This window comes from Pontibacter anaerobius (genome assembly GCF_026241195.1).
GTDB classification, from domain to species: Bacteria; Bacteroidota; Bacteroidia; order Cytophagales; family Hymenobacteraceae; genus Pontibacter; species Pontibacter anaerobius.
Genome location: NZ_JAPFQO010000006.1, coordinates 284,394 through 309,304, shown reverse-complemented (window position 1 = coordinate 309,304; position 24,911 = coordinate 284,394). Strand labels below are relative to the sequence as shown.

Here is a 24,911-nt window from a genome sequence, read left to right as displayed (position 1 = left end):
AAGTTTGGCACCAAAACTGCAACAGCTTATGGCATACTTAATACTTTAACCTGAATGCACAAGAAGATGAAGCAAACATATGCCATAGCGCTGGCCCTGGGCCTGCCACTTTTCAGCTTAACCACCAACGCACAGACTACCCAACTCCCTGCACAGCAACAGGAGCACATACTTGTTAGCGCAGAAGATAGCCGCGTTTCAAAGGAAACTTTATCCGGCATCCACATGACGACGACAAAGAAGGGCACCTTTCAACTTGATTTTTCGCAGAAGCTGGATGAAAACGCCTTATTGGAGGTAAAAGACTCTGCTGGTAAGCTGGTGTACCAGAAGCCGGTGAGTGTAAAGGGGAACCGCAGCGCCTGGCGCTACCAACTCGGCAAACTGAAGCCGGATACCTACCTGATAGAAGTAAAAACCAGCGATACTACCTACTGGACCAAATTTAAGATCCGCTAAAGTATAAAAGAGAAGAAGCGCCTCATGAACATTAGTTTGTGAGGCGCTTCTTCTTTATACCTTCTGCCACTCCCCCACCACCTGGTAAAGTATGGCAGCCCCGAGTTTAGCGGTTCTGTTGTCGATGTCCAGGGATGGATTGAGTTCGGCGATATCTATACTTAGCAACTTGCCGCTACCGGCTACAAACTTCAACAGTTCCAGCACCACCTCCGGCTGCAGGCCAAGGGCGTTCACAGCGCTCACGCCAGGTGCGTAGGCCGCCGCAAACACATCCAGGTCTATGGTGATGTACACAGCCTCCACCTCCTTCAGAAAAGCCTCTAGATCCTGCAGTAACTGCGGCAGAAAATGATACTGCACATGATTGGCAAAAGTATAGGCCACTCCAAGTTCATCAGCTGTTTTAAACAGTACCTGGGTGTTGCCATGCTCCTGCAGTCCCAGCACTTTATACTTAAAAAGCTGCCCCTGGTCCTGCAGCCTATCAGCCATCTGCAGGAAGGGGGTGCCAGAGCTTGCCTGTTGCGCGTAACTGCGGAGGTCAAAATGCGCATCAAAGTTTAGTATGCCAAGCTGTACATTTTCAGTTTCCTTTTCAAAGCCCAGGAAGTGTCCATAAGCAGTTTCGTGGCCGCCGCCAAGCACCAGCGGCCGATAGCCTTTCTGCAGCAGCAAAGCCACTTTTTTACCCAGCTGTTCCTGCGCCTCCTCCAGGTTACCGTTGGTGCAGAGCACATCACCGGCATCATAGAGCTTTGTCTGCTCCGGCAGGTGGTGCGCAAAGGAGGCCATGGCCCCACGTAAGGCCCCCGGCGCAGCCACGGCCCCTACCCTGCCCTGATTGCGCCGCACACCCTCATCACAGCAAAAACCGATGAAGGCAAAAGCCACCTCTCCGGGGTCTGCCTGCGGAATTTCATTGCCCAGGTCCAGCAAGTGCACCGCCTGGTGCCAACGCAGCCCAAGCTCCCCGTCTTGCTTATCTATGCGCCCTTTCCAGGCTTCTTTGGTAGCTGGTTTATACATTTTACTTACGATTTAGTATGAGTCTGCTTTCAGCTTATTTAGAAGTCAGTTGTTTCCCACTTTTCCATACTTTGCTAGGCTTGAGTTTGCCCTGGAAGTATAAAATCTCCTTAAAATTCTCTGTCGGAAAGGCGATCATGTCGGCCATCTTCCCTTTGGCCAGTTCGCCTCGGTCAGACAGGTTAAGGGCGCGGGCTGCGCGGGTGGTGATGGCAGCAAGCGTTTCGGCAGTGGTCAGCTTCTCGGCAGCACCCAGCACGGCTGCCTGCATCAGCAGGTCGCCCATGGGCGCAGAGCCAGGGTTCCAGTCGGTGGCGATGGCCAGGCAAAGGCCACCGTCCAGCATCTTGCGGGCAGGTGCATAGTGCATTCCCAGCCCCAGCGAGGCACCCGGCAGCACCGTCGCCACTACTCCGGCATTTTTCAGCAGCTCGATTTCCTCCTCGCCACTAGCCTCCAGGTGATCAGCGCTTATGGCCCCCACCTCTGCAGCTACCCTACTCCCATCAGTGCTGAACTGATCGGCATGCACTGTTATATCAAAACCCATTTCTTTGGCAGCATGCAGGTACTCCAGCGCCTCCTCTTCCTTAAAGGCAGTCTCTTCCACAAAAATATCCACGCGGTTGGCAAGTTCCTGCTCCTGAATTTGCGGCAGCAACTCCGTCAGCACCTCCTCTAAGTATACTTTGGCATCTGTGTGCTCCGGTGGTAACATGTGTGCAGCCAGGCATGTCGGGATCAGGTCCAGCGCATGGTGCTTGTTCACGAGCTTTATCGCCTCCAGCATCTTCAGTTCCTCCTCCACCGTCAGGCCGTAGCCGCTTTTCACCTCGCAAGTGGTAATACCTTCATGCAGGTGGCGGTCGCAGCGCTTTTTCAGCAGGTCTACCAGTTCTACCAGTGTTGCCTCACGGGTTTTGCGCACGCTGTCTAGTATGCCGCCACCGCTGCGGGCAATCTCCAGATATGATTTTCCGGCGACACGCATGGCGTAATCATTGGCACGGCTTCCAGCAAAGCAGATGTGGGTGTGGGCATCGATCAGGCCGGGCAGCAGCACCATCGGCTCCTCGATCAGCTCCAGTTTATACTTATTCTCCAGCGCCTCACGGTGCAGTTGGTCATATTTGCCAACTTTTAGCACCTTGCCCTCCTGCACCAGCACGCCAGCCCGCTCCTCCACCTGCAGCTGCTCATCCTGTATGGCGCCAGCCTCCGGGAGGTTTGTCATAGTTACTACTTGGCTGAAAGGGCCAATTAAGGTATGGGTTGCGTTCGTGGTATTCATAGTTTGTAATTGAGTAATGTGAGCATTACAAATACTTTATACTTTAAATAAGATTAAACAGCTTTCCTGCTGTTCCAGAAACCTTTGTCCGGAACACGTCACTGTTTCGGATTTTAATCTGTGTGAATTATACTTCGTATTCCCTCCTGGCGCAAGTCTTCAGACTTGTGTCCTTTAATGATGTTGAGTTTGCAACTCAACTGGCTTGTAGAGCCATACTTTATACTTAGCTATACTTTTATCCTTTCCTTACCCGCTGTTCCGGACGTCCTTGTCCGGAACTTTCCTGCCGCGGATTTCCAAATCCGCATACTTATACTTGCTTAGCCGCTGCTTTCTGGCACCTGAAATAAGCTATCCATACTAGCCACGGTTCATCCTCAGTCTTACAAACCTACAGTTGCATCACTGGCTTTGGCTCCCTCCAGCCCGGGAGGGCTCGTCTTCCCGCATCGCGCTGTGTTCCCTCCTGCCTTCGCTGCGCTACGGCTGCCCTTAACGGGCACCGGATCTCACAAGGCGCTCAACGGAAAGGCTGGGATCAGGCTCGATAGCCACCGCTGACGAAGCTTGAACCGAGTGCCCCTTCGAAGGGGGCAGGGGGATGAAATCGTTACCGGATTCCCCTGTCGGGACTAGCCAAAACGTGAGTTTTGAGCTAGCGAGCTTAGCTTTCAAGGGGTGGGTTTACACCTTCGTAGGGGACAGGTAGCGACCTGTCTTCGCAACGGTTACTGCCATGCCACTTACACTTTAGAAATAGCCAACCCAGATTTCACTCCTTAGACTAAGCGAGAACGGGAGTTCAAAACCAACAAACTTATCTCTGAGAGATCAGTGATGTACATAACCGGTCAACAAAAAATGCCCTCCCCTGTTTCCAAGGGAGGGCAGATATAGGGTTAAAGCTCCAGTCCAAACTCTTTTGCGTTGGCTTGCGCGGTTTCGTAGCCGGCGTCGGCGTGGCGGAAGATGCCCATGGCCGGGTCGTTGTAGAGCACACGGCGCAGGCAGCGCTCGGCACGGTCGGTACCATCAGCAAGTATAACCATACCGGCATGCTGTGAGTAACCGATGCCGACGCCACCGCCATGGTGGAAGGATACCCAGGTGGCACCTCCGGCCGTATTCGACATCAGGTTCAGCAGCGGCCAGTCGGAGATGGCGTCAGAGCCGTCTTTCATTCCTTCGGTTTCGCGGTACGGAGAGGCCACAGAGCCGCAGTCCAAGTGGTCGCGGCCGATCACGATAGGCGCTTTTACCTTACCCTCGCGCACGAGTTGGTTAAAGAGCAAGCTTGCTTTCTCGCGCTCGCCCATGCCCAGCCAGCAAATGCGGCACGGCAGTCCCTGGAACGCTACTTTCTCCTGTGCCTCATCCAGCCATTTGATCATGTGCGCATTCTCCGGGAAAAGCTCTTTCAGGGCCTCATCAGTTACGCGGATATCTTCCGGGTCGCCGGAAAGGGCTGCCCAGCGGAAAGGACCTTTGCCCTCGCAGAACAGCGGTCGGATGTACTCCGGCACAAAGCCCGGTATATTGAAAGCATTTTGCTCGCCGCCCTGCTGCGCGAACTCACGCAGGTTGTTGCCATAGTCAAAAGTCTTGCTGCCGCGCTTTTGCAGCTCCAGCATAAAGCCCACATGGCGCGCCATACTTTTCAGCGACAGTTGTTTATACTTTGCCGGGTCATGCTGACGCAGCTCCTTCGCTTCCTGCAGGCTCAACCCATTTGGCACATAGCCGTTGATCGGGTCGTGCGCTGAAGTCTGGTCCGTCAGGATTTCAGGCGTAATGTTGTCGTTGATCAGTTTCTCCAGCACGTCACTGATATCGCCTACAAGGCCAACCGAGATAGCCTCGCCGCGCTCCTTCGCCTCCAGCACCCAGGCTTTCGCCTCCTCGTAATCGTGGGTCATTTTATCGATGTAGCGGGTCTCCAGGCGCTTTTTGATGCGGTCAGGGTCCACATCCACGCCCAGGAAAGTGGCACCTGCCATCGTGGCTGCCAGTGGTTGTGCGCCACCCATACCGCCTAAACCACCCGTTACGAGTAGCTTGTGGCGCAGGTCACCGTTAAAATAGCGGTCGCCGCAGGCGGCAAAGGTCTCGTAAGTGCCCTGAAGTATACCTTGTGAACCGATGTAAATCCAGCTGCCTGCTGTCATCTGGCCATACATGATAAGGCCGCGCTTGCGCAGGTCGTTGAAGTACTCCCAGGTGGCCCAATGCGGTACCAGGTTGGAGTTGGCGATCAACACACGCGGTGCCTCCGCATGGGTGCGCACCTTGCCCACCGGCTTGCCAGACTGCACCAGCAGGCTCTCATCCTCCTCCAGCTCCAGAAGCACCTCAATAATCTTTCGGGCATCCTCGGGCGTACGGGCCGCCTGTCCGGTGCCACCGTATACCACCAGGTCGGCAGGGGCTTCGGCCACCTCGTCGGTCAGGTTGTTGAGGAACATGCGCAGCGCCGCCTCTGCCTGCCAGTTCTTGGCGTGCAGCTCCGGCCCGCGTGGTGGGATATAAGTAGGATGGTTGGCGTACTTCTGTATAAACTGCTCGGCGGTAAGGCCGGCTTTCGGTGCTGTAGCAGCAGGTGTATTCATAGTGTATGAGTTTTTAAGTATGGGTTGGTTCAATAATCTGAAATTTTAATTAAAAAAGACAGTAAACCATGCTATTTTTAAGAGTCTGATGCTATACTTCTCACTCTAACATACTTTTCTGTTCATGCTTCACCTGCCCATTTCCTCCATTCCCGCCATCTTCGGTAACATCGATATCTACCTTTTCGACCAGCTCCTGAAAGGCCGCATCTGGAAGGGAATGAAGCTGCTGGATGCCGGTTGCGGAGCAGGACGAAATATTCAGTACCTGATGCAGGCAGGCGTTAAAGTATACGGGGCAGATGCCTCCGAAGAAGCTATTTCGGAAGTACAGGCGATGGCGGCCGAACTGGCTCCTACCTTATCCCCCAAAAACTTTGTTGCGGCTGATCTGGCGCATCTGCCTTTCCCGGATGCTGCTTTTGAGACAGTGATGTGCAGTGCGGTACTACATTTTGCGCATGATGAGGCGCACTTCAGAAGTATGGTGCAGGAACTGTGGCGGGTATTACAACCAGGAGGCATGCTCTTCTGCCGCTTCGGCACTACCATTGGCATGGAGGGCAAACAGCAGCAGGTAGCGCCAGGAAAGTACCAAATGAAGCACGGGCCGGTTTGGTTTCTGGCAGATGAGGCGCTGCTAAGAGAGCTTATGTATACTTTACAAGCAGAAATGCTGGAGCCGCTGAAGACGGTGCTGGTGGAGCAGGAACGAAGTATGACCACGCTGGTACTTCGGAAAAGGGGCTAATATTCTTGATGGGCGCTGGCTTTCTTCACTTTAAGCGCCAGTTTCGAACTCATGTTCTCTCCTGTCCTTAAGGGAACATTATTTTTAACTTAAGGTCATTCCCAGAAGAGTAGGGAGACCCGATATGGTAAGGACTTGTATCGCCATACCCTTCTGATGATCTAAGGGAATGGTTGCGATCTGCCCTAAGACTGGCTATTTCCAAACCAGTTTACCTTCCGGCCTCTTACTCCCGGTTTCACCTCAAACACAGACCCGCTCAACGGATACTGCGCCAGCTGCTCATCTGAAAGCCACTCTCTGGCAGTAGTGATGTAAAGCGTGTCTAAATTTGGTCCGCCGAAGGTGCAGGAGGTTACGTTTTGTGCCGGTACCTGTACCCGGTGCAGCTCTTTGCCTGTTTCGGGATTGTAACAAACCACTGCCCCGGCACCGTGAAGCGCCACCCAGAGATTACCCTGAGCGTCTATTTCCATACCGTCCGGCATACCTGAGTTCTCCGGCACACGCACCACAGCTCTCGAATTCAATATTTCTCCGGAGGTTACCTCAACATCAAAAGCCTGTATGGTACGGGTCGGGGAATCTATAAAGTATAAAGTATGGCCATCTTCGGACCAGGCAAGGCCGTTGGAGATAGTAAGGTTCTGCAGCACCTTCTGTACCTGCAATTCAGGGCTAACGCAGTATAGAGCTGCTGCCCCTGGCCGCACATCCAGCGCCATGGTACCTACCCAGAACCGGCCGGAGAGGTCGCACTTGCCTTCATTCAGGCGAATAGCGGGATCATCATGGATTTCTGCCAGTTGCTGCAGCTTGCCTGTTGCCGGGTTATACTGGCAGATACGCTTGTGCAGGGCCAGCAACAGACTGTCTGCGCTGAAAGGTGCCACCGCACTGATACGCTCCGGCATCGGGAATTCTTCCGTTTTACCGGTAGCTGGGTTATAGTTTTGCAGGGCGCAGCCTTCAATATCCACCCAGTAAAGCACCTGTTCCTTCGGGTGCCAGCAAGGGCCTTCGCCAAGGCGGCTTTGGGTAGCGTCGATAGCTGTAGCCTTCACGTCTTTTCTCTGACTGGAGTCACTTTAACTGTGGAGCTAAACCACCTTTTACGAAAGGCTGCGCCTGCGCTTTTAATCATTCAAAGACAAGATGTAATCTACCATTTTGCCGGCATCGGCATTGCTCAGGTTCGGGTGAGCTGGCATCGGTACTTGTCCCCAAACTCCGGCTCCTCCCTCTTTTACCTTGCCTACAAGGTAGTTTCTGTTCTTGTCGTTGTCTTCATACTTGTTAGCCACATCCATATAGGCAGGACCCACCAACTTCTGGTTATTGCTGTGGCAGGCCGTACAGTCAGACCCGGCAATTAGCATGGCGCCAGGATGTTGCTTGGGCTGCTCTGCCGCTGGTTTTCGGGCTGCAGTGGCAGGGGCTTTTACAGCCGGAGCCGGGGCAGGTTCGTTTGCCTTCGCAGTGGCTACAGAATCGCGGTAATCCTGTTCATAGTAGCGGTCATACTCCGACTTTTCGGTGCCGCAAGAGGCAAGTATACAACCGAGTGCAAGGGCGGCAAAAAAGTGTTTCGTGGTCATAGTTTATTGATCATGTTTCTGAAAGCTATACATTATCCGGCTGTTCTTTGTTTCGGGCATACTTTCAGGGCTGGCGCTACCCAGCCCGAAGATCTGCCTTTGTAACATTAGCAACAGCGAGGGCTAAAGTATAAGCAAAAGTATAAACCTGCAAACACCAGCGGTAGCTTGGGCAAAAGATTCTTAAAATACCTATCTTACAACATCATCCTTATGCTAACCTAAAACAACAAATGACATCATCCTTTACAAAAACTCTATGGCTGCTGCTGGTGCTGCCGCTGCTCACGGCAGGTGTAGCCATGGCCCAGAAGCTACCAGGCATCGCCTCCAAAACCGCTGGCATGCAAAAGTATCCTGGCTATTTTACGTTTTACTATGATGATGCTGCCGGCAAATTATGGCTGGAGATAGATAAACTGAATCAGGAATTCCTATATGTCAACTCCCTCCCCTCCGGCCTCGGCTCCAACGACATCGGCCTGGACCGCGGACAACTGGGCGGGCAGCGCGTGGTATACTTTGAGAAGATTGGTCCGAAGGTGATGCTTGTGCAGCCCAACCTTGATTACCGCGCCATCACGGAGAATAAGAACGAATCCCGTGCCGTGGAGGAGTCTTTTGCCAAGTCTATACTTTGGGGATTTAAAGCCGAGGCCGAAGACGCCGACAAAGTACTGGTGGATGCCACAGACTTCCTGCTCCGCGACGCGCACGATGTAACCGGAAGTATAAAACGCAGCAAGCAGGGCAACTATAAACTTGATGCCAGCCGCTCGGCCATTTACCTGCCGCGCACTAAAAATTTTCCGCAGAACACCGAGTTCGAGGCCACCCTCACTTTTACCGGCGGCGAAGATGCGGGCCGCTTCGTGCGCGAGGTGGCCCCGGATATACAGGCCCTCACGCTGCGCCAGCACCACTCTTTCATCCAACTGCCCGACAACAAGTATAAACCGCGTGTGGCTGACCCGCGCGCCGGCTACTTCGGCATCTCCTACTTCGACTACGCCACCCCCGTGGATGAAAGTATAGACAAGCGCTTTATCGCCCGCCACCGCCTGCAGAAAAAAGACCCCTCTGCCAAGGTTTCCGAGGCCGTGAAGCCTATTGTGTACTATGTAGACAACGGAGCCCCCGAGCCCATCCGGACGGCCTTGCTGGAGGGTGCCCGCTGGTGGAACCATGCCTTTGAGGCTGCCGGGTACAAAGACGCTTTCCGGGTAGAGGTTTTACCCGATGGTGCAGACCCGATGGACATCCGCTACAACATGATCCAGTGGGTACACCGCAGCACACGCGGCTGGTCTTACGGCGCATCCGTGATTGACCCGCGCACCGGCGAGATCATCAAGGGGCATGTGTCGCTGGGCTCCCTGCGTGTGCGCCAGGACTACCTGATCGCGGAGGGCTTGCTGGCCCCTTACGAAGACGGTAAACCGGTGAACAAGGCGATGATGGACATGGCACTGGCCCGCATCCGGCAATTATCAGCGCACGAACTGGGCCACACGCTCGGCATCATGCACAACTACGCGGCCAACAATAATGCCTCCGTGATGGATTACCCGCACCCGCAGGTGAAGCTGGACCGCACCGGCAACATAGACCTAAGCGCTGCCTACGGCACAAGTATAGGAGCCTGGGATAAAGCGGCTATAGCCTATGGCTACCAGGACTTCCCGGCAGGCACAAACGAGCAAAAGGCTCTGGACGAGATTCTTGCCAAAGGCAGAACGCAGGGCCTGTCGTTTATCTCCGACCGCGATGCCCGCTCCCCGGGTGGCGCGCACCCTACCGCCCACCTCTGGGACAATGGCGCCAACGCCACCGAAGAGTTGCTGAACGTGCTGCGTGTACGGGAGAAGGCGATACAGAATTTATCGGAGAAGAACATAAAACCAGGTGCAGCCATGAGCACGCTGGAGGATGTGCTGGTGCCGATCTACAATTTCCACCGCTACCAGACAGAGGCTGTGGCCAAATTGATAGGTGGAATAAACTATACCTATGCCGTGCGCGGCGATGGCCAGTTGATAACCGAGGTGCTAAACAAGCGCGAGCAGCAGCAGGCGCTGGAGGCCATGCTTAAAACCCTCTCGCCCGAGGTGCTTACCCTGCCGGAGCAGATTATTCAGCTGATTCCGCCAAGGGCACCTGGTCTGCCCAACAGCCGTGAGCTTTTTGCCAAGCGCACAGGCCTAACCTTCGACCCGCTGGCCGCCGCAGAGGCCTCTGCAGATTTTACGCTTTCGTTTCTGCTACACCCGGAGCGTGCCTCGCGCCTAGTGGAACTGGGTGCCCGCAGCAACAGCCTTAGCCTGCAGGATGTGACGGAGCAACTGGTGCAGAACACCTGGAAAAGCCGCCGCGAGAAAGGCCTGCAGGAGCAGGTGCAACTGCAGACAGAGCAAGTCGTACTGACGCACCTGAAGGCCCTGGCCCATAACGAAAACACCTCTTACCAGGCACGCGCCGTAGCCACCGCCACACTGGAAGACCTTAAGAAGTACATCCAATCCAGGCTACGCAGCAACAAGCAGGGCACCTACCACGCCCACCTCACCTTCGCGCTGGAACGCCTGAACCGTCCGGTGTCGGAGGAGGTGCAGCCAAGCAAAACCCTGGACCTACCTCCAGGCTCCCCGATCGGAAGCTGGGAAATTTTGGGATGTGAGTAATTGAAATTGATTTCAACACAGCAGCGCCATAGTTTAACAACTGTGGCGCTGTTGCGTTTAGGGTCATTGTAAGTATCCTTTTGCTATGAAAAACCTTACACAGGACAGACAGGTATAGAGCTTAAATTCCTGTTTAAAGCCATTAGGAGCCTTACATGTACATGTACCAGCAGTTAGTTTTTTTCTTGCAGGAAAGTATACCTGAGCCTGTTCAGAAGCTGCACCCGGAGGGTGTAGAGGGCACTATCGTGACCGGGGTTCAATGGCTCAAACTGGGCATCGAAACCGTTGGCGCGATCATCATCGGAATTGGGGTAGTTTTAGCGGTGTATTATTTCATCGTGGCCCTGATCCCGCCTCAAATGGAAAGCTATAACAAGATCCGGCTGGTGTTAGCACGTTACCTGGCACTGGCGTTGGAATTTCAGCTTGGGGCGGACATCCTTTCTACTGCCATTGCCCCTACCTGGGATCAGATCGGGAAACTTGGCGCGATAGCCGTGATCCGAACTTTGCTCAATTACTTTTTGACCCGCGAAATGAAGGAAGAGCGACAAATTTCCGGCACTGCTGAGGATCGTACCCTGGCTCCGCCCGCCGCCGATAAAGGCTAGTCATAACCTTATTCTTTCTAGGGCTACTGAATTGCTTAAGGTATAAAACTTTAAGATTACAACCCCAAAACCTCTTCTACATTAACTCCATCCAGGTATGGCTCTAAAACGGTCATAGGATTAGCCAATGATTTAAAGGTACTGATCACCTGCGCCTCCTCCCCTGTCCACACTTCCACAAACTTGTTGTTTAAAGTATAAAGCGTTACGGTCCAGCTGTTAAACTGGCGCTGGGCTAGGATGGTGCCTTCTTTGGCTAAGGTCTCTGCCTGGCTCCGTAGCGGGAGCCGTTCAAACATGGAATGTTCCAGCATAAAAATCCTGTATAGTGGCTTCTAAAGAAGTCTGGTGGCTGCAAATAAGTTTCACCTGAATCTGGTGGTAAGTATAAAATGTTCTGGAAAGCTATACTTCCCATACAGTCTCCAATCAACTACTCTTAACCAACCTATTGAGCAAAAGTTGATAAAACTCAGTTTTAGGGTTGACCGGTGCCATCTTTTTAGGGGCTCCTTCTCTTTAATTTTGCAGTGTAGTTTAAGAAAAATAACACTACAGGTAGAGGCCATCTTAAAGAGCAGCAACATGAAAACGATTTTAGTGCCCATCGACTATTCCGATAACTCACAGAATGCCTTGGCCTATGCGCTGGACATTGCCAGGATAACGGGTGCTGAGATCATACTTTTCCATGCCTTCTACCCCATCATGACTCCCCCTGCCAGCATTAACGCCACCGATGTTATACTTGCCCTGGAAGAAGGGAAAGCACGATCCCTGGAAGATTTTGGCCTGGCAATCCGGGCAGAAGTCGGAGTAGCCCAAGGGCAGGCAGAAACCTACAACAGCATTCCGATGAAATCCGTGGCGCGTATGGGAGACTCTTATGAGATGATCGTAGAAGCGATACACAAGTATAACACGGACCTGGTGGTGATGGGTATGCAGGGGGGCGGGCCTATTAACCAAACCTTGCTGGGAAGCACCACCATTTCTGTGATGCAGGAAAGCCCGGTTCCTATACTGTCCGTTCCGGAAAACATCCCGTTCAGGCATTTCTCAAAAGTAGTGTTTGCCACTAACCTGAGTAAAATACCCACCAACGCCGATCTGCATCTTCTCCGCGATTTCCTGAAAGCCTTTGATGCAAAACTTAAAATTCTGCACCTGTACCGGAACAACCTGCAGGTAGCCAGCTTCGACCCTGGTGCGGCCCTGGAGCTGCTGGCAGAAAAGCTGAAAGGTATAGAGATGGAATGCTCGTTTGACATTCAGGATGAAGTGGCCGAAGGCATTCAGCGGTTCATCCGGCAGCAGCAGGCCGACTTGCTGGTGCTTATTCCACAGCGCCACAACTTTATGAGCCGCCTCCTCGACAGGAGTGTTACTGGCAAAATCACAGCGCACCCTCAGGTGCCCCTGCTGGCCCTGCCCGCCGCCACGTTAAGCAATAAGTCAGATAAAAAAGGGGAAGAGGCCGTGGCAGGTTAAGCTTGTATCCTCCTGTTCGCTGCGTTTTACCGATCGTTCCAAATACGCTGCTACAGGGTTTGTCGCAGGCTATTGTGGCCCCGGTAATAGGTAAATCTCTCACTTTGCCGTACTTTTGAAGTATAAAAGCTAGCCACATCGGTGGCTGCTGAGATTATCAGCAGGAATAGAACAGCTGCTAAAGCCACGGCACATTATGGAACCGATCAGATTAAATAAATTCATCAGCGACTCCGGCTACTGCTCACGCCGCGAAGCCGACAAAATGATAGAGCAGGGCCGCGTGACGGTAAACGGAAAGCGCCCGGAGGTTGGTGCTAGGGTTAAGGCCAATGACAAGGTGCGCGTAGACGGAAACCTGCTGGAGGTGGATGACGTGGAGCCTGTGTACCTGCTCCTGAACAAGCCTCCCGGCATCGAAACAACCACCGATACCTCGCAGCGCGACAACATCATCAGCTTTACCAATTACCCGGAGCGCATTTTCCCCGTTGGCCGCCTCGATAAGGATTCCGAAGGACTTATCATCCTGACCAATAACGGCGACATCGTAAACAAGATTCTGCGTGCCGGCAACAAGCATGAAAAGGAATACATTGTTACCGTAGACAAGCCCATTAACCAGGAGTTTGTTGACAGGATGAGTGGCGGAGTTTCTATACTTGGCGTGAACACGAAGAAGTGCTTTGTGGAGCAGCTGGGGCCAAACAAGTTCCGGATCATACTTACACAGGGCATGAACCGCCAGATTCGGCGTATGTGCGAAGCACTGGGCTACGAAGTACACATCTTGCAGCGCACACGCATCATGCACCTGTCGCTGGCAAAGATTCCGCTGGGCCAGTGGCGCAACATGACAGATGCCGAGGTGGCCGAGATGATGCGGCTGGTAGAGCACTCCACCAAAACCGAGGAAGGCTCGACCAACAAAAAGCGCAAAGCCGAAGCAACCGCGCCAGCGATAAGCAGTAAGCCAAAGCCGCGTGGCGGCTTCTCCCCTGCCGGCAAACCCAGCCGTACAGGTGGCGGTGCCAAGAGTGGTAAAAGTGCTGCCGATGGTAAACGCGACAAGTCTAAAAGCTCCACCGGAAGCGGAAGAGGCGCACGAGGCGCAGCAAAGGGTACCACAGGCGGAAGCGGAAGAAACAGAGGTGCATCGGGCAAAAGCGGTGCTGCCAAGGGCGGCAGAAGAAGATAAGCAGGAAATACTGCCTACTTTGCTGCAGCAATAGGTTAAGCTGTGCTTTTCCCTTAATTTTGACCTCACATTTAAATCCGGCGTAACAAAACACGGCAGCGCATACTACATAGTACTGCCACCCAACGCCAAAACACCATGGAACCAAAGCGACTAAATAAATTCATTAGCGACTCGGGCTTTTGCTCCCGCCGTGAGGCTGACCGCCTGATTGAGGAAGGAAGAGTAACCGTGAACGGCAAAGAGCCAGATGCAGGCACAAAAGTTACGCCTAAAGACAAGATAAGGGTAGATGACCAGCTCCTGAACGTGCGTGACGAAGCACCCGTTTTTATGGTACTGCACAAGCCATCGGGCATGTCGGCTACCGATGATATGGGCGTACGCGATAACGTGGTGCGGGCTATTAACCACCCCGCTTCCCTGCACCCTATCGGCAAGCTGGACCGGGAAGATGAGGGCGTTCTGTTTCTGAGCAATGACAACGACTTTGTGAGAAAGCTCTCTAAATCCGATAACAGATTGGAGAAAGAGCTGATCGTGACTGTAAACAAGCCGTTTTCATCGGAGTTCATTTCTAAACTCAGCGAGGCCTGTGCTTCCTTTGTTGATGGAAACCCGAAGAAGGCTGTTGTTAAAAAAGAATCTACAACGAGGTTTAGAATAGTGCTGGAGCCGGGCATGAACCACGGCATCAAGAAAATCTGCGAGGCGCTGGGCTATACAGTTACGTTTCTGCAACGCATCAGAATAGAGAGCATCACCCTTACGAAACTGCAAAAAGGCCACTGGCGCACACTAACCGCACAGGAAGTAGAAAACCTGAAGCAGATTGCCGCTGCCAAGCCTGACAAAGCCGCTAAAGGTAAAACAGACTTCAAAGATTTTAAAACAAGAGGAGCTGCCGGAAAAGACCAGCCAGCTGAGCGCCGTGCCTACCAAAAGCCAGTAAAATCTGGTGCCGCGGAGTTTAGTGGCTCCGGCAAACGCATCGGAAAGTCCAGGCCAGCTGCAACAGGATCGGGAAGCTCCAAAGGTTCTAGAGGTGGTGCCAAGGGTACACCAGACAGAGGGGGCTTTAGAGGCGGAGCCAAAAAAGGAGGCTCTTCCAGAGGAGGCTCCTCAAACCGCTCCCGATAGTTTGACTCAAGTATAAAACAGAACCGCCCGTGCTGCAAAAGGTGCAACACGGGCGGTTCTGTTTTATACGTCACTCTTTACCATTCTGCCTCCCTAGTCCCAGCTTTCCCAGCTTCCCATTTTACCCTGCTGGTAATCGCGGAAGGCCTCGTGAATCTCTTCCTCGGTGTTCATCACGAAAGGTCCGTGGGCTACTATGGGCTCGTTGAACGGCTTGGCGTGCCCGAAAAGTATATAGCTGTTCTCCAGCGCCTCCACCTGCATTTCCTCGCCATCATTGGCAAATTCTACCAGATTCAGCTTCTCCGCTTTCTCGCCGTTTACTTTCACAGAGCCACGCACCACATAGAAGAAGATGTTGCGCTCAGCAGGTACCGAAGTCGTAAAGCTGCCGCACTCCTGCAGTTCTATACTTGCCATGTGGATGTCGCTCAGCGACGGGATCGGCCCTTCGGTAGCGCCCCACTTACCTGACACCACGTGCACGTTCACTTTACCATTGTCTTCGGCTACTGCTGGTATCTGGTCTTTCTGCAGGCCGATATACTTCGGGTCCGTCAGTTTATATTTGGCGGGTAGGTTAAACCACAGCTGAAGTATCTCCATGGGGCCACCCTCTTTCTTAAACTTTTCAGAGGATACCTCCGCATGGATCAACCCACGCCCGGCTGTCATCCACTGCACGCCTCCCGCCTGAATCACGTCCTTGCCTCCGCCGGTATCCTGGTGCATGATATCGCCATCAAGTATAAAGGTCAGCGTCTCGAAGCCGCGGTGCGGGTGCGGTCCGAACGGGAGCCCCCTGTTGTCTGGCTTGTACACCTGCGGCCCATGATGGTTCAGGAACAGGAAGGGATCGATGTAATCGACAGAGTTGGTGGGCAACGCCCGGTAGGTTACCAGGTCATCTATAGGAGCGCTAATGGCCTTATGTATCTTCTTGATTTTTCTCATCTCTCTAATTAATGTAGGTACACTAATTTACAAACCATAAAGGTGCCGCACAAGTTTTATGAAGTTTATACTTTCGGGAGCCTTCCTTTGCTTCTGAAAGTATAAACCTGCCCTGCCCCTCCTGTGTAGCAGGGCCGTTAAGTTAAAATGCCAACTGCTCCCTTGAGGGCAGGGGTGTTTCACTCTGTTAGGTTCTATACTTATGGCGCGAGCGTCCTTACTCTCAAGCTGGTTTTTGGCCATCTGGGCCAGTTGAGTCAGAGACTCAACATTCACTTTAAGACACGAATCCGGAGATCCGCGCCAGCAAACATAGAGTGAAACTACTCTACCATCAAAGGGCGAATTCCTCAAAGCGTAGCTACGCCTCCATACTTCTTTAACTACTTAACTTACTTGCTGGCAAACAAATCAGACGACAGGTAGCGGTCGCCGCGGTCGCAGATGATGCAGACCACTACGCCCTCGTCCAGTTCCTCTATAACTTTAGTGGCCACATGCACGGCGCCGCCGCTGCTCATGCCGGCAAACACGCCTTCCTCGCGGGCCAGCCTCCTGGTCATGGCGGTGGCTTCGTCCTGGCTCACGTCGATGGTGCGGTCCACGCGCTCCGGCTCAAAGATCTTGGGCAGGTACTCTTTGGGCCAGCGCCGGATACCCGGAATCTGCGAGCCTTCCACCGGCTGCGCCCCGATGATCTGCACCTGTGGGTTCTGCTCTTTCAGGTACCTGGATACGCCCATGATGGTGCCGGTGGTGCCCATTGAAGAGACGAAATGCGTTATCTGCCCATTGGTATCGCGCCAGATCTCGGGGCCGGTGGTGCGCACGTGTGCTTTGTAGTTGTCGGGGTTGCCAAACTGGTTCAGCACCAGGTAGCCGCCCTTCTCCACCTGCTCGGCCACGAAGTCTATCGCGCCCTCCATCGATTTTTCGGCTGGGGTAAGTATAACTTTCGCCCCGAAGGCCTCCATTGTCTGCACCCGCTCCTTGGTGGCGCTGGCGGGCATCACCAGATCAATATCCACTTCAAAAAGGCGGGCAATCATGGCTAGCGCAATGCCGGTGTTGCCGCTGGTGGCTTCAATCAGTTTCATGCCAGGCTTAAGTTCTCCACGGTCCAGTGCGCCTTTAATCATACTATAGGCAGCACGGTCTTTTACGCTGCCGCCGGGGTTGTTGCCCTCTAGCTTGGCATACAGTTTAACGCCGGGTTTTGTATTGATATGGGTTAGCTCCACCAGCGGGGTGTTGCCTATAAAATCGAGTAAGGTTGCCATGTTACCTAGATATATTGGATGTGTAAGTATAAATAAGCTGAGGCCTTAATTGTTTTACCAACGCAAGCGTCCGGCAAAAGTATACTTTCGCCTGCATGATGAAAAAACCCGCCAGGTAGAGCTTTTACCCGGCGGGATCTTCCTGTTTATTTTTTCAGTAGTTTCAGTAGCTCCTTGGCTGCACCTTCTGAAGAGGCCGGGTTCTGACCGGTGATCAGCAGCCCGTCTTTGACAACATGCGGCTGCCAGTCGTCCGCTTTCGTGTAGTGACCGCCCAGTTCCTGCAACTTGTCCTCCACCAGGAAAGGCACTATTTCTGTCAATTTTACAGCCTCCTCCTCGGAGTTGGTAAAGCCCGTTACGTTCTTGCCCTTCACAAAGGGCTCGCCGTTCTCGTTCTTCACCTTGGCAAAAACAGCCGGCGCATGGCACACCGCGGCTACCGGCTTCTTCTGTTTGGCAAAGGCCTCGATCAGCTTCACCGACTCGTCGCTCTCGGTCAGGTCCCACAGCGGGCCGTGGCCGCCTGGGTAGAACACGGCATCAAAATCATCAGCTTTTACCTCGCTCAGCTTTTTCGTGTGGCGGAGCTTCTCCTGCAGGGCCTCATCCTGGTTATAGCGCTCAGTGGCCTCAGTCTGGGCTCCAGGTGCCTCACTGCTGGGGTCTACGGGCGGCTCCCCTCCTTCCGGCGAGGCCAGTGTTACCTCCACTCCGGCATCCGACATCACATAGTAGGGTGCGGCAAACTCCTCCACCCAAAAACCTGTTTTCTTTCCGGTGTCGCCCAACTCTGAATGGGACGTTAAGACAAATAATACTTTCATAGCTTGAAGTATGGGTTAAAACTTGTAAATTCTAGTAAGTAGGGGCGCTGGTTCGTATCAGGATGCGCAGCCCCAGGAGATGCTGGTAAGCGGATAAAAGGCGGCTAACTCTAAAAGTTACTGCGCCGCCACACGCCAGATGGTGTTTCCTTCATCGTCGGCCACCAGCAGTGACCCATCCGGCAACTCCGACACGCCCACGGGCCTGCCATACACTTCGTTCTTGCTGGCATCAGCAATAAAACCTTTCAGGAAGTCCTCGTACTGCCCGGTTGGCCTGCCGTTCTGGAACGGCACGAACACGACCTTATACCCTGCAAACTCGCTGCGGTTCCAGGAGCCGTGCTGGCCCACAAAAGCACCGTTTCTATACTTTACGGGAAAGCGGCTTCCGTTGTAAAACTCCAGCCCCAGCGAGGCGGTGTGGGAGCCAAGCGGCACATCCGGCACAATGGTTTTCTGCACCAGGTCCGGGCGCTCGCCTTTGCGGCGCGGGTCAATGTTTTGCCCGAAGTATGCGTACGGCCAGCCGTAGAATGCACCCTCCTTCACGCTTGTCAGGTAATCCGGCACCAGCTCATCGCCCAAACCGTCGCGCTCGTTCACCACGGTCCAGAGGGTGTTGGAGTTTGGCGCCCAGTCCATGCCTACGGGGTTGCGGAGGCCGCTGGCGTAAATGCGCTCGCTGCTACCGTCAGGGTTTATCTCCAGGATTGCGGCGCGGCGCTCCTCCTTCTCCATGCCATACTCGCCCACATTGCTGGCAGAGCCAACCGAAACATAGATTTTAGAGCCATCTGGGCTGGCAATGAGGTTGCGGGTCCAGTGGTGGTTGTAGCCGCCAGCCGGTAACTCAAGTACTTTCTCGCCTGCAGCCGTGATTTTGGTCTGGCCTTCTTTGTAAGGGTAGCGCATCAGGCCATCGGTGTTGGCCACATAGAAATAATTGTTGAGCACCAGCATGCCGTAGGGTTGGTTCAGGCCAGTTATAAACACCTCGCGCATGTCGGGCCTGCCATCCGTGTTCGTGTCGCGAAACAGGGTTATGCGGTTGGCGCTCTTTCCCTCGTCATCCGACTCCACCACAAATATATCCTTATTGGGAGCCACGTAAACCCTGCGTGGGTGCTTCAGGTCGCCGGCAAATTTGGTGACGGTAAAGCCGGCCGGTGCGGTGGGCATTTTGCCTTCAGGCCAGCCAATGGTTTTGCTGCGCTTTTCAGCTTTGTGGGTGGTATCCGGAGCAGGAAGTTGCAGGCTTTGGTTGGTTGCGGTAGCTACGGTATCGGCGTCAGGGTTAAAGTCTACGGCAGTGGTATCGGTATCGGCACCCGTTTCTTCTGTGGTGCGTGCTGATTCGGAGCAGCTGAGTATGGCCATACTTGCAAGTATAGCCCAAAGCGGTGCCTGCCAAATGCGTGTTTTCATAGTTGTGCTGTGTGTTGGTTATAAGTATATGCTGCTATACGGGAGAGCTCGGTGACAAGTATAAGTATACACCGATTGCTCCAGCTATAGGGGCGGCACTCGGTGTATATATTGTACTTGCAGATCAGTCCTTGAAAGCGGTTTTTGTGGCGATGCTTTCCCAGTCGCTCAGGTTCTGCTCTACTTGCTGCAGCTTCTTGCGCACGGCATCAAAAGCGGTCTGGCCCAGCGGCAGGCGCAAGGGCGGGTTTCCGCTGTCCACCACCTGCAGCAGCACCTGTGCTGCCTTTACCGGGTCGCCCTCCTGCTGGCCCGCATAGCCCAGGATGGTGTTTTTAAACACACGCGCCGTTTCCTCATACTCCGGCATCTCCTGCTGTGCATTTTTTATACTTGACCCGGCGAAGTTGGTGCGAAACGGCCCGGGCTCTATAATGCTCACCTTTATACCCAGCGGGGCCACCTCCTGCGCCAGCGCCTCGCTCATTCCCTCCAGCGCAAACTTACTGGCATTGTACACGCCAAACCCCTGCGTGCTCCTGAACCCGGCCACCGACGACATCTGCACAATGTGCCCGCTGCCCTGCCGTCGCAGATACGGCAGCACCGCGTGCGTTACCTGCAGCGCCCCGAAGAAGTTTGTCTCCATCACCTCCCGAAATTCTTTCACCGTAGCCTCTTCCACAGCGCCCAAAAACCCGAAGCCGGCGTTGTTCACCAGCACATCGATGCGGCCCAGGTGCTTCACAGCGGCATCTACGGTAGCCTTTACGCCCTCCGCGTTCGTCACATCCATAATGTAGGCGAAGGTATTACCCGGCGAGATGGCATTGAACTCCTCCAGCTGCCGGTGCTGCCGCACCGTGCCGATTACCTTGTCCCCGCGTTTAGCCACTTCTTCTGCCAGCACTCGCCCAAACCCACTCGATACGCCTGTTATAAACCATACTTTCCCTGACATTTCATTCTTGTTTTGTGTGAGGTCAGGTATACGGTGAGGAGATCAGGAAGTATGCCCCAGGGCACACTCACCGGCAGGATACCAGGAGGTGCTGTTTATTCTTCTTTAGAGTTGCAACGTCAGGTCATGCTTTGTCTGTTTCGCAGGACTTACAGCCACCTTCAGGCCCTGTCACCTTACAGCCACCCATTTCCATGCTTCAGGGTTCCTGTAATTTCACTCAAAACGTATACTTAATGGTATAGATATTTAAAAAAGTTACTGCACCCCAAGCAGGCATTAACGTCCGTTTTCTCAACATCTGGATCAGCTCTGACGCACGGTGCAAGGCTTATAACAGAGTTGGTACGTTATGATAGAGGAAGCAACAATTCAGGAATTAAAATCAGGATTTCGGGGTACACTTATTAAACCCGGAGAAGGCGGCTACGACGATGCCCGCAAAGTATACAACGCCATGATTGACAAGCATCCGGGCCTCATTGCCTATTGCGAGGACGTGGCTGATGTAATTTACGCAGTTAACTATGCGCGTGAGAATAACCTGCTGGTGGCTGTGCGTGGAGGCGGCCATAACGGCGGTGGCCTTGGTGTCTGCGACGATGGCCTGGTGATTGACCTGTCGCACATGGATGGCGTGCAGGTAAACCCGGAGCAGATGACGGTGCGCGTAGAAGGCGGCTGTACCTGGGGTAAGGTAGACCACGCTACCCATGCCTTCGGGCTGGCCACACCAGCCGGGTATATCTCCACCACAGGCGTGGGCGGACTGACACTGGGCGGCGGTATGGGGCACCTCACCCGTAGATACGGCCTCACCATTGATAACCTGCTGGAGGTAGACATGGTGTTGGCAGACGGCAGCTTTATAAAAGCCAGCGACAAAACGCATCAGGATCTCTTCTGGGCCATACGTGGGGGTGGCGGTAACTTTGGCGTTGTTACGTCTTTCCTGTTCAAATTGCACCCGGTTGATGTGGACTATGGTGGCCCGATGTTGTGGGAGCTTGACCAGGTAAAACCCGTAATACAGTGGTACCGCGATTTTATCCTGGAGGCACCAGAAGATATCAACGGATTCTTCGCTTTTCTACAGGTGCCGCCTGTTGAGCATTTCCCCGCTGCCTATCACAACAAATTGGTAGGGGGAATTGTGTGGTGCTACACGGGCCCCATGGATAAAGCCGAAGAGGTTTTCAGGCCCATTCGAAGTATAAAACCTGCACCCGCTATAGACCTGGTAGGCCCTATACCGCACCCGGCGCTGCAAAGCATGTTCGACCCGCTCTACCCGCCCGGGCTACAGTGGTACTGGAAAGCGGATTTTGTAGATGAACTTAGTGATGAGGCCATTGACCGCCACATCGCGAACGCACGAAAATTACCAACCCCGCTCTCTTCCATGCACCTTTACCCGGTAAACGGAGCGGCGCATGAGATAGACAAGGCAGCGACGGCTTTCAGCTACAGAGACGCCAACTGGGCAGAAGTGATAATTGGGGTAGACCCTGACCCGGCTAACAATGAAAAGATAACCAACTGGGCTAAAAACTACTTTAATGACCTGCACCCTTACTCAGCCGGAGGTGCTTATGTAAACTTTATGATGGAGGAAGGTGACGAGCGCATCAGGGCCACTTACCGCGACAACTATGAAAAGCTCGCCCACCTCAAGTACAAGTATGATCCCAATAACCTGTTTAAGGTAAACCAGAACATAAAACCACTCGCCACCGCATGACGCGCGGCAGCCATATTAAAACTGACAGACGATGCCATACCTATTAATTAAACACGAAGTAGCGGATTTCGACCACTGGAAAACCATGTACGACAAACATAAGTCCGCCCGCGACCATGCTGACCTGCACGAGCTGCACCTGTTTCAGAACACCTATAACCACAACGAGGTAATCGTACTTTTTGAGGCTAAGAGCGAGGGGAAAGTATTGGAGTTTATGGAGTCGAAGGACCTGGAGCAGGCCATGAAGGGGGCAGGCGTGCTCGGCACACCGGAAATGCGTATCCTGCGGGAGGTTTCCTGACCAGCTTGTTTCGCGGCTCCGGTACGCAAGCTTCATGTATACTTTACAAGCGTACCAGAGCTGCAGAAAACACTACGCCTGCAGGTTCATGATGGCTGCAAAGCGTTGGGATGCCGTTATAAAGCTGATAAAAGCGCAAAGGCTGGCTATCTCGGCTTCTGATAAAGCTTCGCGCAGTAAATCAAAATGGGCCTCGGATATAGACAGGTGATCCAAGGCGAAAAGCTCCGCAAAGGCCGTGGCGTAACTTTCGCGCTTGTCTGCCTTCACCTCGCTGGGTTTGCCCTTTGCCATGCAGTATGCGCACTGGTTCCCAAAAGCCAGCGTCCGGCGCACCTGCTCCAGCAAAGCTGCGTCTAAGCCAGAACTTTTAAAAAGTGCGTTTTCCAGTTCATCCCAAGCCATTAAAATATTGGGGTTGTGCCCGAGTAACTGTGCGAAAGGAGTTGCTCCTTCCTCTGAGAATCTGATTCTAGTTGCCATTGTTTTTTTACACAAAAATATGGCCTGGTGTGTATCTTTGGCTTTCGAATCAAAGCTTCTGCAGTCGCAAAACCTTTGAATTGAGGTTTCTGCGCACCATATACTTTCGATAATGGAGATAGATAAACTGAACTGGGCCATACTTACCGTTTTACAGGAAAACAGCAGGCTTTCTTTCGCTGAGATCGGCAGGCAGGTAGGCCTCTCCGCCCCTGCCGTGGCCGAGCGTGTGCAGAAGCTGGAGGATGCCGGCGTAATTAAGGGCTACGGCGTTTCGCTGGACCTCGGAAAGCTGGGCTATGCGTTGCAGGCGCTCATCTCCTTTAAAGCACATGCAGGCAAGCTCCCTCGCTTTCTGAACCTCCTACAGAGTATGCCGGAGGTAAGGGATTGTTACCGGGTTACGGGCAGCGAGTGCCTGGTGATAAAGGTGGCCGTGCAGCTGGCGCAAGACCTGGAGCAGCTCATTAACCTGTTTGTGGAGTATGGAGAACCCACCACCTCCGTTATCCTTTCCAGCCCCGTTAGCACTAAACCGGTTACGGAACAGGGCTCAAGTATAAAAGCATAATCGTTGTGAGTTCACCCATCCGTAAGATCATCCACGTAGATATGGACGCCTTTTTCGCGTCGGTGGAGCAGCGCGATAACCCCGAGCTGCGCGGAAAACCTGTGGCCGTGGGTGGATCCAGGGCCAGGGGCGTGGTGGCCGCCGCCAGTTATGAGGCCCGCAAGTATGGCGTTCATTCGGCACTGGCCTCCAAGATCGCGGCCCAGCGCTGCCCGCACCTCATCTTCGTGAAAGCCCGCTTTGATGTGTACAGCGCCGTGTCGCGGCAGATCCGGGAGATATTCCATTCCTACACCGATCTGGTGGAGCCGCTCTCGCTGGATGAAGCCTACCTGGACGTGACGGAGAACAAGATCGGCATGCCCTCGGCCACCATCATCGCTCAGGAGATCAGGAAAAAGATTTTTGAGGAAACCGGACTGACCGCTTCAGCAGGCGTTTCCTATAATAAGTTCCTGGCCAAGATTGCCTCTGACATGAACAAGCCCAACGGCTTCACGCTCATCACACCCGACAAGGCGGAGGAGCTGGTGGCAGGTCTGGTGATCGAGAAGTTCCATGGCATAGGCAAGGTAACGGCAGCCAAAATGCAAAGTTTGGGCATCCTGACTGGGGCGGATCTAAGGGAAAGATCGGAAGAGGAACTGGTGCGTAACTTTGGCAAGGTGGGCCGTTATTATTACCGCATTGCCCGCGCCCAGGACGAGCGCGAAGTACAGCCGCACCGCATCCGGAAATCCATTGGCTCGGAGCGCACCTTTGACGTGGACCTGACCGAGGAGCAGGACATGCTGGACCGCCTGCAACACCTGGCCGAAGAGGTGGCGCAGGACATGTCGCGACTACAGGCCAGCGCCAAAACCGTGACGGTGAAGATCAAATACTTTGACTTTACCCTGAACACCCGCAGCAAAACTTACCTGGGAGAATTCACCTCTGCCGATGCCATTTACACGATTGCCCGAGATTTGCTGCGAGCACCCCAGCTACCGGCTTACCCCGTGCGCCTGCTCGGCATCTCCGTCTCCAGCCTCACCTACCAGCACGACAAGCTCCGTGAGGGGTATCAGCTGACGCTAGAGTTGTAGCCGGAGGTTTTTCAACTGAGTTCTGTTGTAAAGGAATTAGAGCAGTTCATTTTTCGAGGCACCTACCCTTAAAACAGGGAAGGAGGACTGCAGCTGATTATCCAACCGCCCCTGCACCTCCTTGTTTAAGTATAGGAGTCCGGTTATTATTTTAGAGAAGCGCTAGCTTTGTTACTACTACCTCTAATTTGGCAGGTGTAAACCCACCCCTACCCCTCCGAGGAGGGGAATTATCCAACCACCCCTAGCCCCTCAGAGCTACGCTCGCTACCTTCGAACTCGCGTTCTCGGTAGTCTAAGGAGGGGAGTTTCACCTCTCCCCAACCCTTTCCTAAGAACAGGAGAGGGAGCCCGGCTCAAGCTCCGTCAGCTGAGGCTATCGAATCTATTTCCAGTCTTTGGGTTGAGCGCCT

The 24,911-nt window shown here is 53.6% G+C and carries 23 protein-coding genes; 11 read left to right on the top strand and 12 right to left on the bottom strand.

The window, feature by feature from the left end; all coding sequences use genetic code 11:
* Nucleotides 1-66 precede the first annotated feature (66 nt).
* Entirely contained in the window at nt 67-459 is a 393-nt protein-coding gene (locus OO017_RS10380) for a T9SS type A sorting domain-containing protein (protein WP_266052411.1), read from the top strand.
* Nucleotides 460-513: 54 nt separating this feature from the next.
* On the opposite strand, the gene hutG is transcribed toward OO017_RS10380, so the two are convergent.
* The 3 genes from hutG to hutU form a co-directional block, all read right to left on the bottom strand.
* Nucleotides 514-1,488, bottom strand: a complete 975-nt coding sequence (gene hutG, locus OO017_RS10375) for a formimidoylglutamase (RefSeq protein ID WP_266052410.1) — start codon at nt 1,486-1,488, stop codon at nt 514-516.
* A gap of 34 nt (nt 1,489-1,522) precedes the next feature.
* Nucleotides 1,523-2,779, bottom strand: coding sequence for an imidazolonepropionase (gene hutI, locus OO017_RS10370; RefSeq protein WP_266052409.1), 1,257 nt, complete (start codon nt 2,777-2,779; stop codon nt 1,523-1,525).
* Between the two features lie 902 nt (nt 2,780-3,681).
* Nucleotides 3,682-5,388 (bottom strand): urocanate hydratase, encoded by a 1,707-nt coding sequence (gene hutU / locus OO017_RS10365; protein WP_266052408.1) that lies wholly within the window; start codon nt 5,386-5,388, stop codon nt 3,682-3,684.
* 124 nt (nt 5,389-5,512) lie between these two features.
* On the opposite strand from hutU, the gene OO017_RS10360 reads away from it, so the two are divergent.
* Nucleotides 5,513-6,139, top strand: coding sequence for a class I SAM-dependent methyltransferase (locus OO017_RS10360; RefSeq protein ID WP_266052407.1), 627 nt, complete (start codon nt 5,513-5,515; stop codon nt 6,137-6,139).
* 185 nt (nt 6,140-6,324) lie between these two features.
* On the opposite strand, the gene OO017_RS10355 is transcribed toward OO017_RS10360, so the two are convergent.
* Together OO017_RS10355 and OO017_RS10350 are read right to left on the bottom strand one after the other, a co-directional pair.
* Nucleotides 6,325-7,203: an SMP-30/gluconolactonase/LRE family protein gene (locus OO017_RS10355; RefSeq protein WP_266052406.1), complete on the bottom strand. Its 879-nt coding sequence runs from the start codon at nt 7,201-7,203 to the stop codon at nt 6,325-6,327.
* Between the two features lie 72 nt (nt 7,204-7,275).
* The gene (locus OO017_RS10350) at nt 7,276-7,737 is read right to left on the bottom strand and encodes a c-type cytochrome (RefSeq protein ID WP_266052405.1); all 462 of its coding nucleotides are present in this window, start codon (nt 7,735-7,737) and stop codon (nt 7,276-7,278) included.
* A gap of 233 nt (nt 7,738-7,970) precedes the next feature.
* Here OO017_RS10350 and OO017_RS10345 point away from each other — a divergent pair, with 233 nt between their 5' ends.
* Together OO017_RS10345 and OO017_RS10340 are read left to right on the top strand one after the other, a co-directional pair.
* Entirely contained in the window at nt 7,971-10,418 is a 2,448-nt protein-coding gene (locus OO017_RS10345) for a zinc-dependent metalloprotease (protein ID WP_266052404.1), read from the top strand.
* A 155-nt stretch (nt 10,419-10,573) separates the two neighbouring features.
* Nucleotides 10,574-11,032 carry a DUF1622 domain-containing protein gene (locus tag OO017_RS10340; RefSeq protein ID WP_266052403.1) on the top strand — a complete coding sequence of 153 codons (459 nt, stop codon included), beginning with the start codon at nt 10,574-10,576 and terminating at the stop codon, nt 11,030-11,032.
* Nucleotides 11,033-11,088: 56 nt separating this feature from the next.
* On the opposite strand, the gene OO017_RS10335 is transcribed toward OO017_RS10340, so the two are convergent.
* On the bottom strand, nt 11,089-11,331 hold the full coding sequence (locus tag OO017_RS10335; RefSeq protein ID WP_266052402.1) for a hypothetical protein: 243 nt from the start codon (nt 11,329-11,331) through the stop codon (nt 11,089-11,091).
* 286 nt (nt 11,332-11,617) lie between these two features.
* Between OO017_RS10335 and OO017_RS10330 the strand changes: the two genes are divergently transcribed.
* From OO017_RS10330 to OO017_RS10320, 3 genes are all read left to right on the top strand, one after another.
* Nucleotides 11,618-12,523 carry a universal stress protein gene (locus OO017_RS10330; RefSeq protein ID WP_266052401.1) on the top strand — a complete coding sequence of 302 codons (906 nt, stop codon included), beginning with the start codon at nt 11,618-11,620 and terminating at the stop codon, nt 12,521-12,523.
* A 196-nt stretch (nt 12,524-12,719) separates the two neighbouring features.
* Nucleotides 12,720-13,721 carry a 23S rRNA pseudouridine(2604) synthase RluF gene (gene rluF, locus OO017_RS10325; RefSeq protein ID WP_266052400.1) on the top strand — a complete coding sequence of 334 codons (1,002 nt, stop codon included), beginning with the start codon at nt 12,720-12,722 and terminating at the stop codon, nt 13,719-13,721.
* A 138-nt stretch (nt 13,722-13,859) separates the two neighbouring features.
* Nucleotides 13,860-14,861 carry a pseudouridine synthase gene (locus OO017_RS10320; protein ID WP_266052399.1) on the top strand — a complete coding sequence of 334 codons (1,002 nt, stop codon included), beginning with the start codon at nt 13,860-13,862 and terminating at the stop codon, nt 14,859-14,861.
* Nucleotides 14,862-14,954: 93 nt separating this feature from the next.
* On the opposite strand, the gene OO017_RS10315 is transcribed toward OO017_RS10320, so the two are convergent.
* The 5 genes from OO017_RS10315 to OO017_RS10295 form a co-directional block, all read right to left on the bottom strand.
* Nucleotides 14,955-15,815: a pirin family protein gene (locus OO017_RS10315; RefSeq protein WP_266052398.1), complete on the bottom strand. Its 861-nt coding sequence runs from the start codon at nt 15,813-15,815 to the stop codon at nt 14,955-14,957.
* Nucleotides 15,816-16,207: 392 nt separating this feature from the next.
* Nucleotides 16,208-17,095 (bottom strand): cysteine synthase CysM, encoded by an 888-nt coding sequence (gene cysM / locus OO017_RS10310; protein WP_266052397.1) that lies wholly within the window; start codon nt 17,093-17,095, stop codon nt 16,208-16,210.
* Between the two features lie 146 nt (nt 17,096-17,241).
* Entirely contained in the window at nt 17,242-17,922 is a 681-nt protein-coding gene (locus OO017_RS10305; protein ID WP_266052396.1) for a type 1 glutamine amidotransferase domain-containing protein, read from the bottom strand.
* Nucleotides 17,923-18,039: 117 nt separating this feature from the next.
* Entirely contained in the window at nt 18,040-19,350 is a 1,311-nt protein-coding gene (locus OO017_RS10300; RefSeq protein WP_266052395.1) for a PQQ-dependent sugar dehydrogenase, read from the bottom strand.
* Nucleotides 19,351-19,474: 124 nt separating this feature from the next.
* Nucleotides 19,475-20,311 carry an oxidoreductase gene (locus tag OO017_RS10295; RefSeq protein ID WP_266052394.1) on the bottom strand — a complete coding sequence of 279 codons (837 nt, stop codon included), beginning with the start codon at nt 20,309-20,311 and terminating at the stop codon, nt 19,475-19,477.
* Between the two features lie 352 nt (nt 20,312-20,663).
* On the opposite strand from OO017_RS10295, the gene OO017_RS10290 reads away from it, so the two are divergent.
* Nucleotides 20,664-22,052: an FAD-binding oxidoreductase gene (locus tag OO017_RS10290; protein WP_266052393.1), complete on the top strand. Its 1,389-nt coding sequence runs from the start codon at nt 20,664-20,666 to the stop codon at nt 22,050-22,052.
* A gap of 31 nt (nt 22,053-22,083) precedes the next feature.
* Nucleotides 22,084-22,356 (top strand): hypothetical protein, encoded by a 273-nt coding sequence (locus tag OO017_RS10285; RefSeq protein WP_266052392.1) that lies wholly within the window; start codon nt 22,084-22,086, stop codon nt 22,354-22,356.
* A 72-nt stretch (nt 22,357-22,428) separates the two neighbouring features.
* Here the strand turns inward: OO017_RS10285 and OO017_RS10280 are convergent, their stop codons facing one another.
* Nucleotides 22,429-22,839 carry a carboxymuconolactone decarboxylase family protein gene (locus OO017_RS10280; RefSeq protein ID WP_266052391.1) on the bottom strand — a complete coding sequence of 137 codons (411 nt, stop codon included), beginning with the start codon at nt 22,837-22,839 and terminating at the stop codon, nt 22,429-22,431.
* 112 nt (nt 22,840-22,951) lie between these two features.
* On the opposite strand from OO017_RS10280, the gene OO017_RS10275 reads away from it, so the two are divergent.
* Together OO017_RS10275 and dinB are read left to right on the top strand one after the other, a co-directional pair.
* The gene (locus OO017_RS10275) at nt 22,952-23,410 is read left to right on the top strand and encodes an Lrp/AsnC family transcriptional regulator (protein WP_266052390.1); all 459 of its coding nucleotides are present in this window, start codon (nt 22,952-22,954) and stop codon (nt 23,408-23,410) included.
* Nucleotides 23,410-24,498, top strand: a complete 1,089-nt coding sequence (dinB, locus tag OO017_RS10270; protein WP_266052475.1) for a DNA polymerase IV — start codon at nt 23,410-23,412, stop codon at nt 24,496-24,498. Before OO017_RS10275 ends, dinB begins: the two co-directional genes overlap by 1 nt.
* The last annotated feature ends 413 nt before the right edge of the window (nt 24,499-24,911 follow it).

What these genes read in the sequence shown, in the direction of transcription:
- OO017_RS10380 (WP_266052411.1), top strand. Translation starts at nt 67, where the DNA reads ATGAAGCAAACATATGCCATAGCGCTGGCCCTGGGCCTGCCACTTTTC.
- hutG (WP_266052410.1), bottom strand. Translation starts at nt 1,488, where the DNA reads ATGTATAAACCAGCTACCAAAGAAGCCTGGAAAGGGCGCATAGATAAG.
- hutI (WP_266052409.1), bottom strand. Translation starts at nt 2,779, where the DNA reads ATGAATACCACGAACGCAACCCATACCTTAATTGGCCCTTTCAGCCAA.
- hutU (WP_266052408.1), bottom strand. Translation starts at nt 5,388, where the DNA reads ATGAATACACCTGCTGCTACAGCACCGAAAGCCGGCCTTACCGCCGAG.
- OO017_RS10360 (WP_266052407.1), top strand. Translation starts at nt 5,513, where the DNA reads ATGCTTCACCTGCCCATTTCCTCCATTCCCGCCATCTTCGGTAACATC.
- OO017_RS10350 (WP_266052405.1), bottom strand. Translation starts at nt 7,737, where the DNA reads ATGACCACGAAACACTTTTTTGCCGCCCTTGCACTCGGTTGTATACTT.
- OO017_RS10345 (WP_266052404.1), top strand. Translation starts at nt 7,971, where the DNA reads ATGACATCATCCTTTACAAAAACTCTATGGCTGCTGCTGGTGCTGCCG.
- OO017_RS10340 (WP_266052403.1), top strand. Translation starts at nt 10,574, where the DNA reads ATGTACATGTACCAGCAGTTAGTTTTTTTCTTGCAGGAAAGTATACCT.
- OO017_RS10335 (WP_266052402.1), bottom strand. Translation starts at nt 11,331, where the DNA reads ATGTTTGAACGGCTCCCGCTACGGAGCCAGGCAGAGACCTTAGCCAAA.
- OO017_RS10330 (WP_266052401.1), top strand. Translation starts at nt 11,618, where the DNA reads ATGAAAACGATTTTAGTGCCCATCGACTATTCCGATAACTCACAGAAT.
- rluF (WP_266052400.1), top strand. Translation starts at nt 12,720, where the DNA reads ATGGAACCGATCAGATTAAATAAATTCATCAGCGACTCCGGCTACTGC.
- OO017_RS10320 (WP_266052399.1), top strand. Translation starts at nt 13,860, where the DNA reads ATGGAACCAAAGCGACTAAATAAATTCATTAGCGACTCGGGCTTTTGC.
- OO017_RS10315 (WP_266052398.1), bottom strand. Translation starts at nt 15,815, where the DNA reads ATGAGAAAAATCAAGAAGATACATAAGGCCATTAGCGCTCCTATAGAT.
- cysM (WP_266052397.1), bottom strand. Translation starts at nt 17,095, where the DNA reads ATGGCAACCTTACTCGATTTTATAGGCAACACCCCGCTGGTGGAGCTA.
- OO017_RS10305 (WP_266052396.1), bottom strand. Translation starts at nt 17,922, where the DNA reads ATGAAAGTATTATTTGTCTTAACGTCCCATTCAGAGTTGGGCGACACC.
- OO017_RS10300 (WP_266052395.1), bottom strand. Translation starts at nt 19,350, where the DNA reads ATGAAAACACGCATTTGGCAGGCACCGCTTTGGGCTATACTTGCAAGT.
- OO017_RS10295 (WP_266052394.1), bottom strand. Translation starts at nt 20,311, where the DNA reads ATGTCAGGGAAAGTATGGTTTATAACAGGCGTATCGAGTGGGTTTGGG.
- OO017_RS10290 (WP_266052393.1), top strand. Translation starts at nt 20,664, where the DNA reads ATGATAGAGGAAGCAACAATTCAGGAATTAAAATCAGGATTTCGGGGT.
- OO017_RS10285 (WP_266052392.1), top strand. Translation starts at nt 22,084, where the DNA reads ATGCCATACCTATTAATTAAACACGAAGTAGCGGATTTCGACCACTGG.
- OO017_RS10280 (WP_266052391.1), bottom strand. Translation starts at nt 22,839, where the DNA reads ATGGCAACTAGAATCAGATTCTCAGAGGAAGGAGCAACTCCTTTCGCA.
- OO017_RS10275 (WP_266052390.1), top strand. Translation starts at nt 22,952, where the DNA reads ATGGAGATAGATAAACTGAACTGGGCCATACTTACCGTTTTACAGGAA.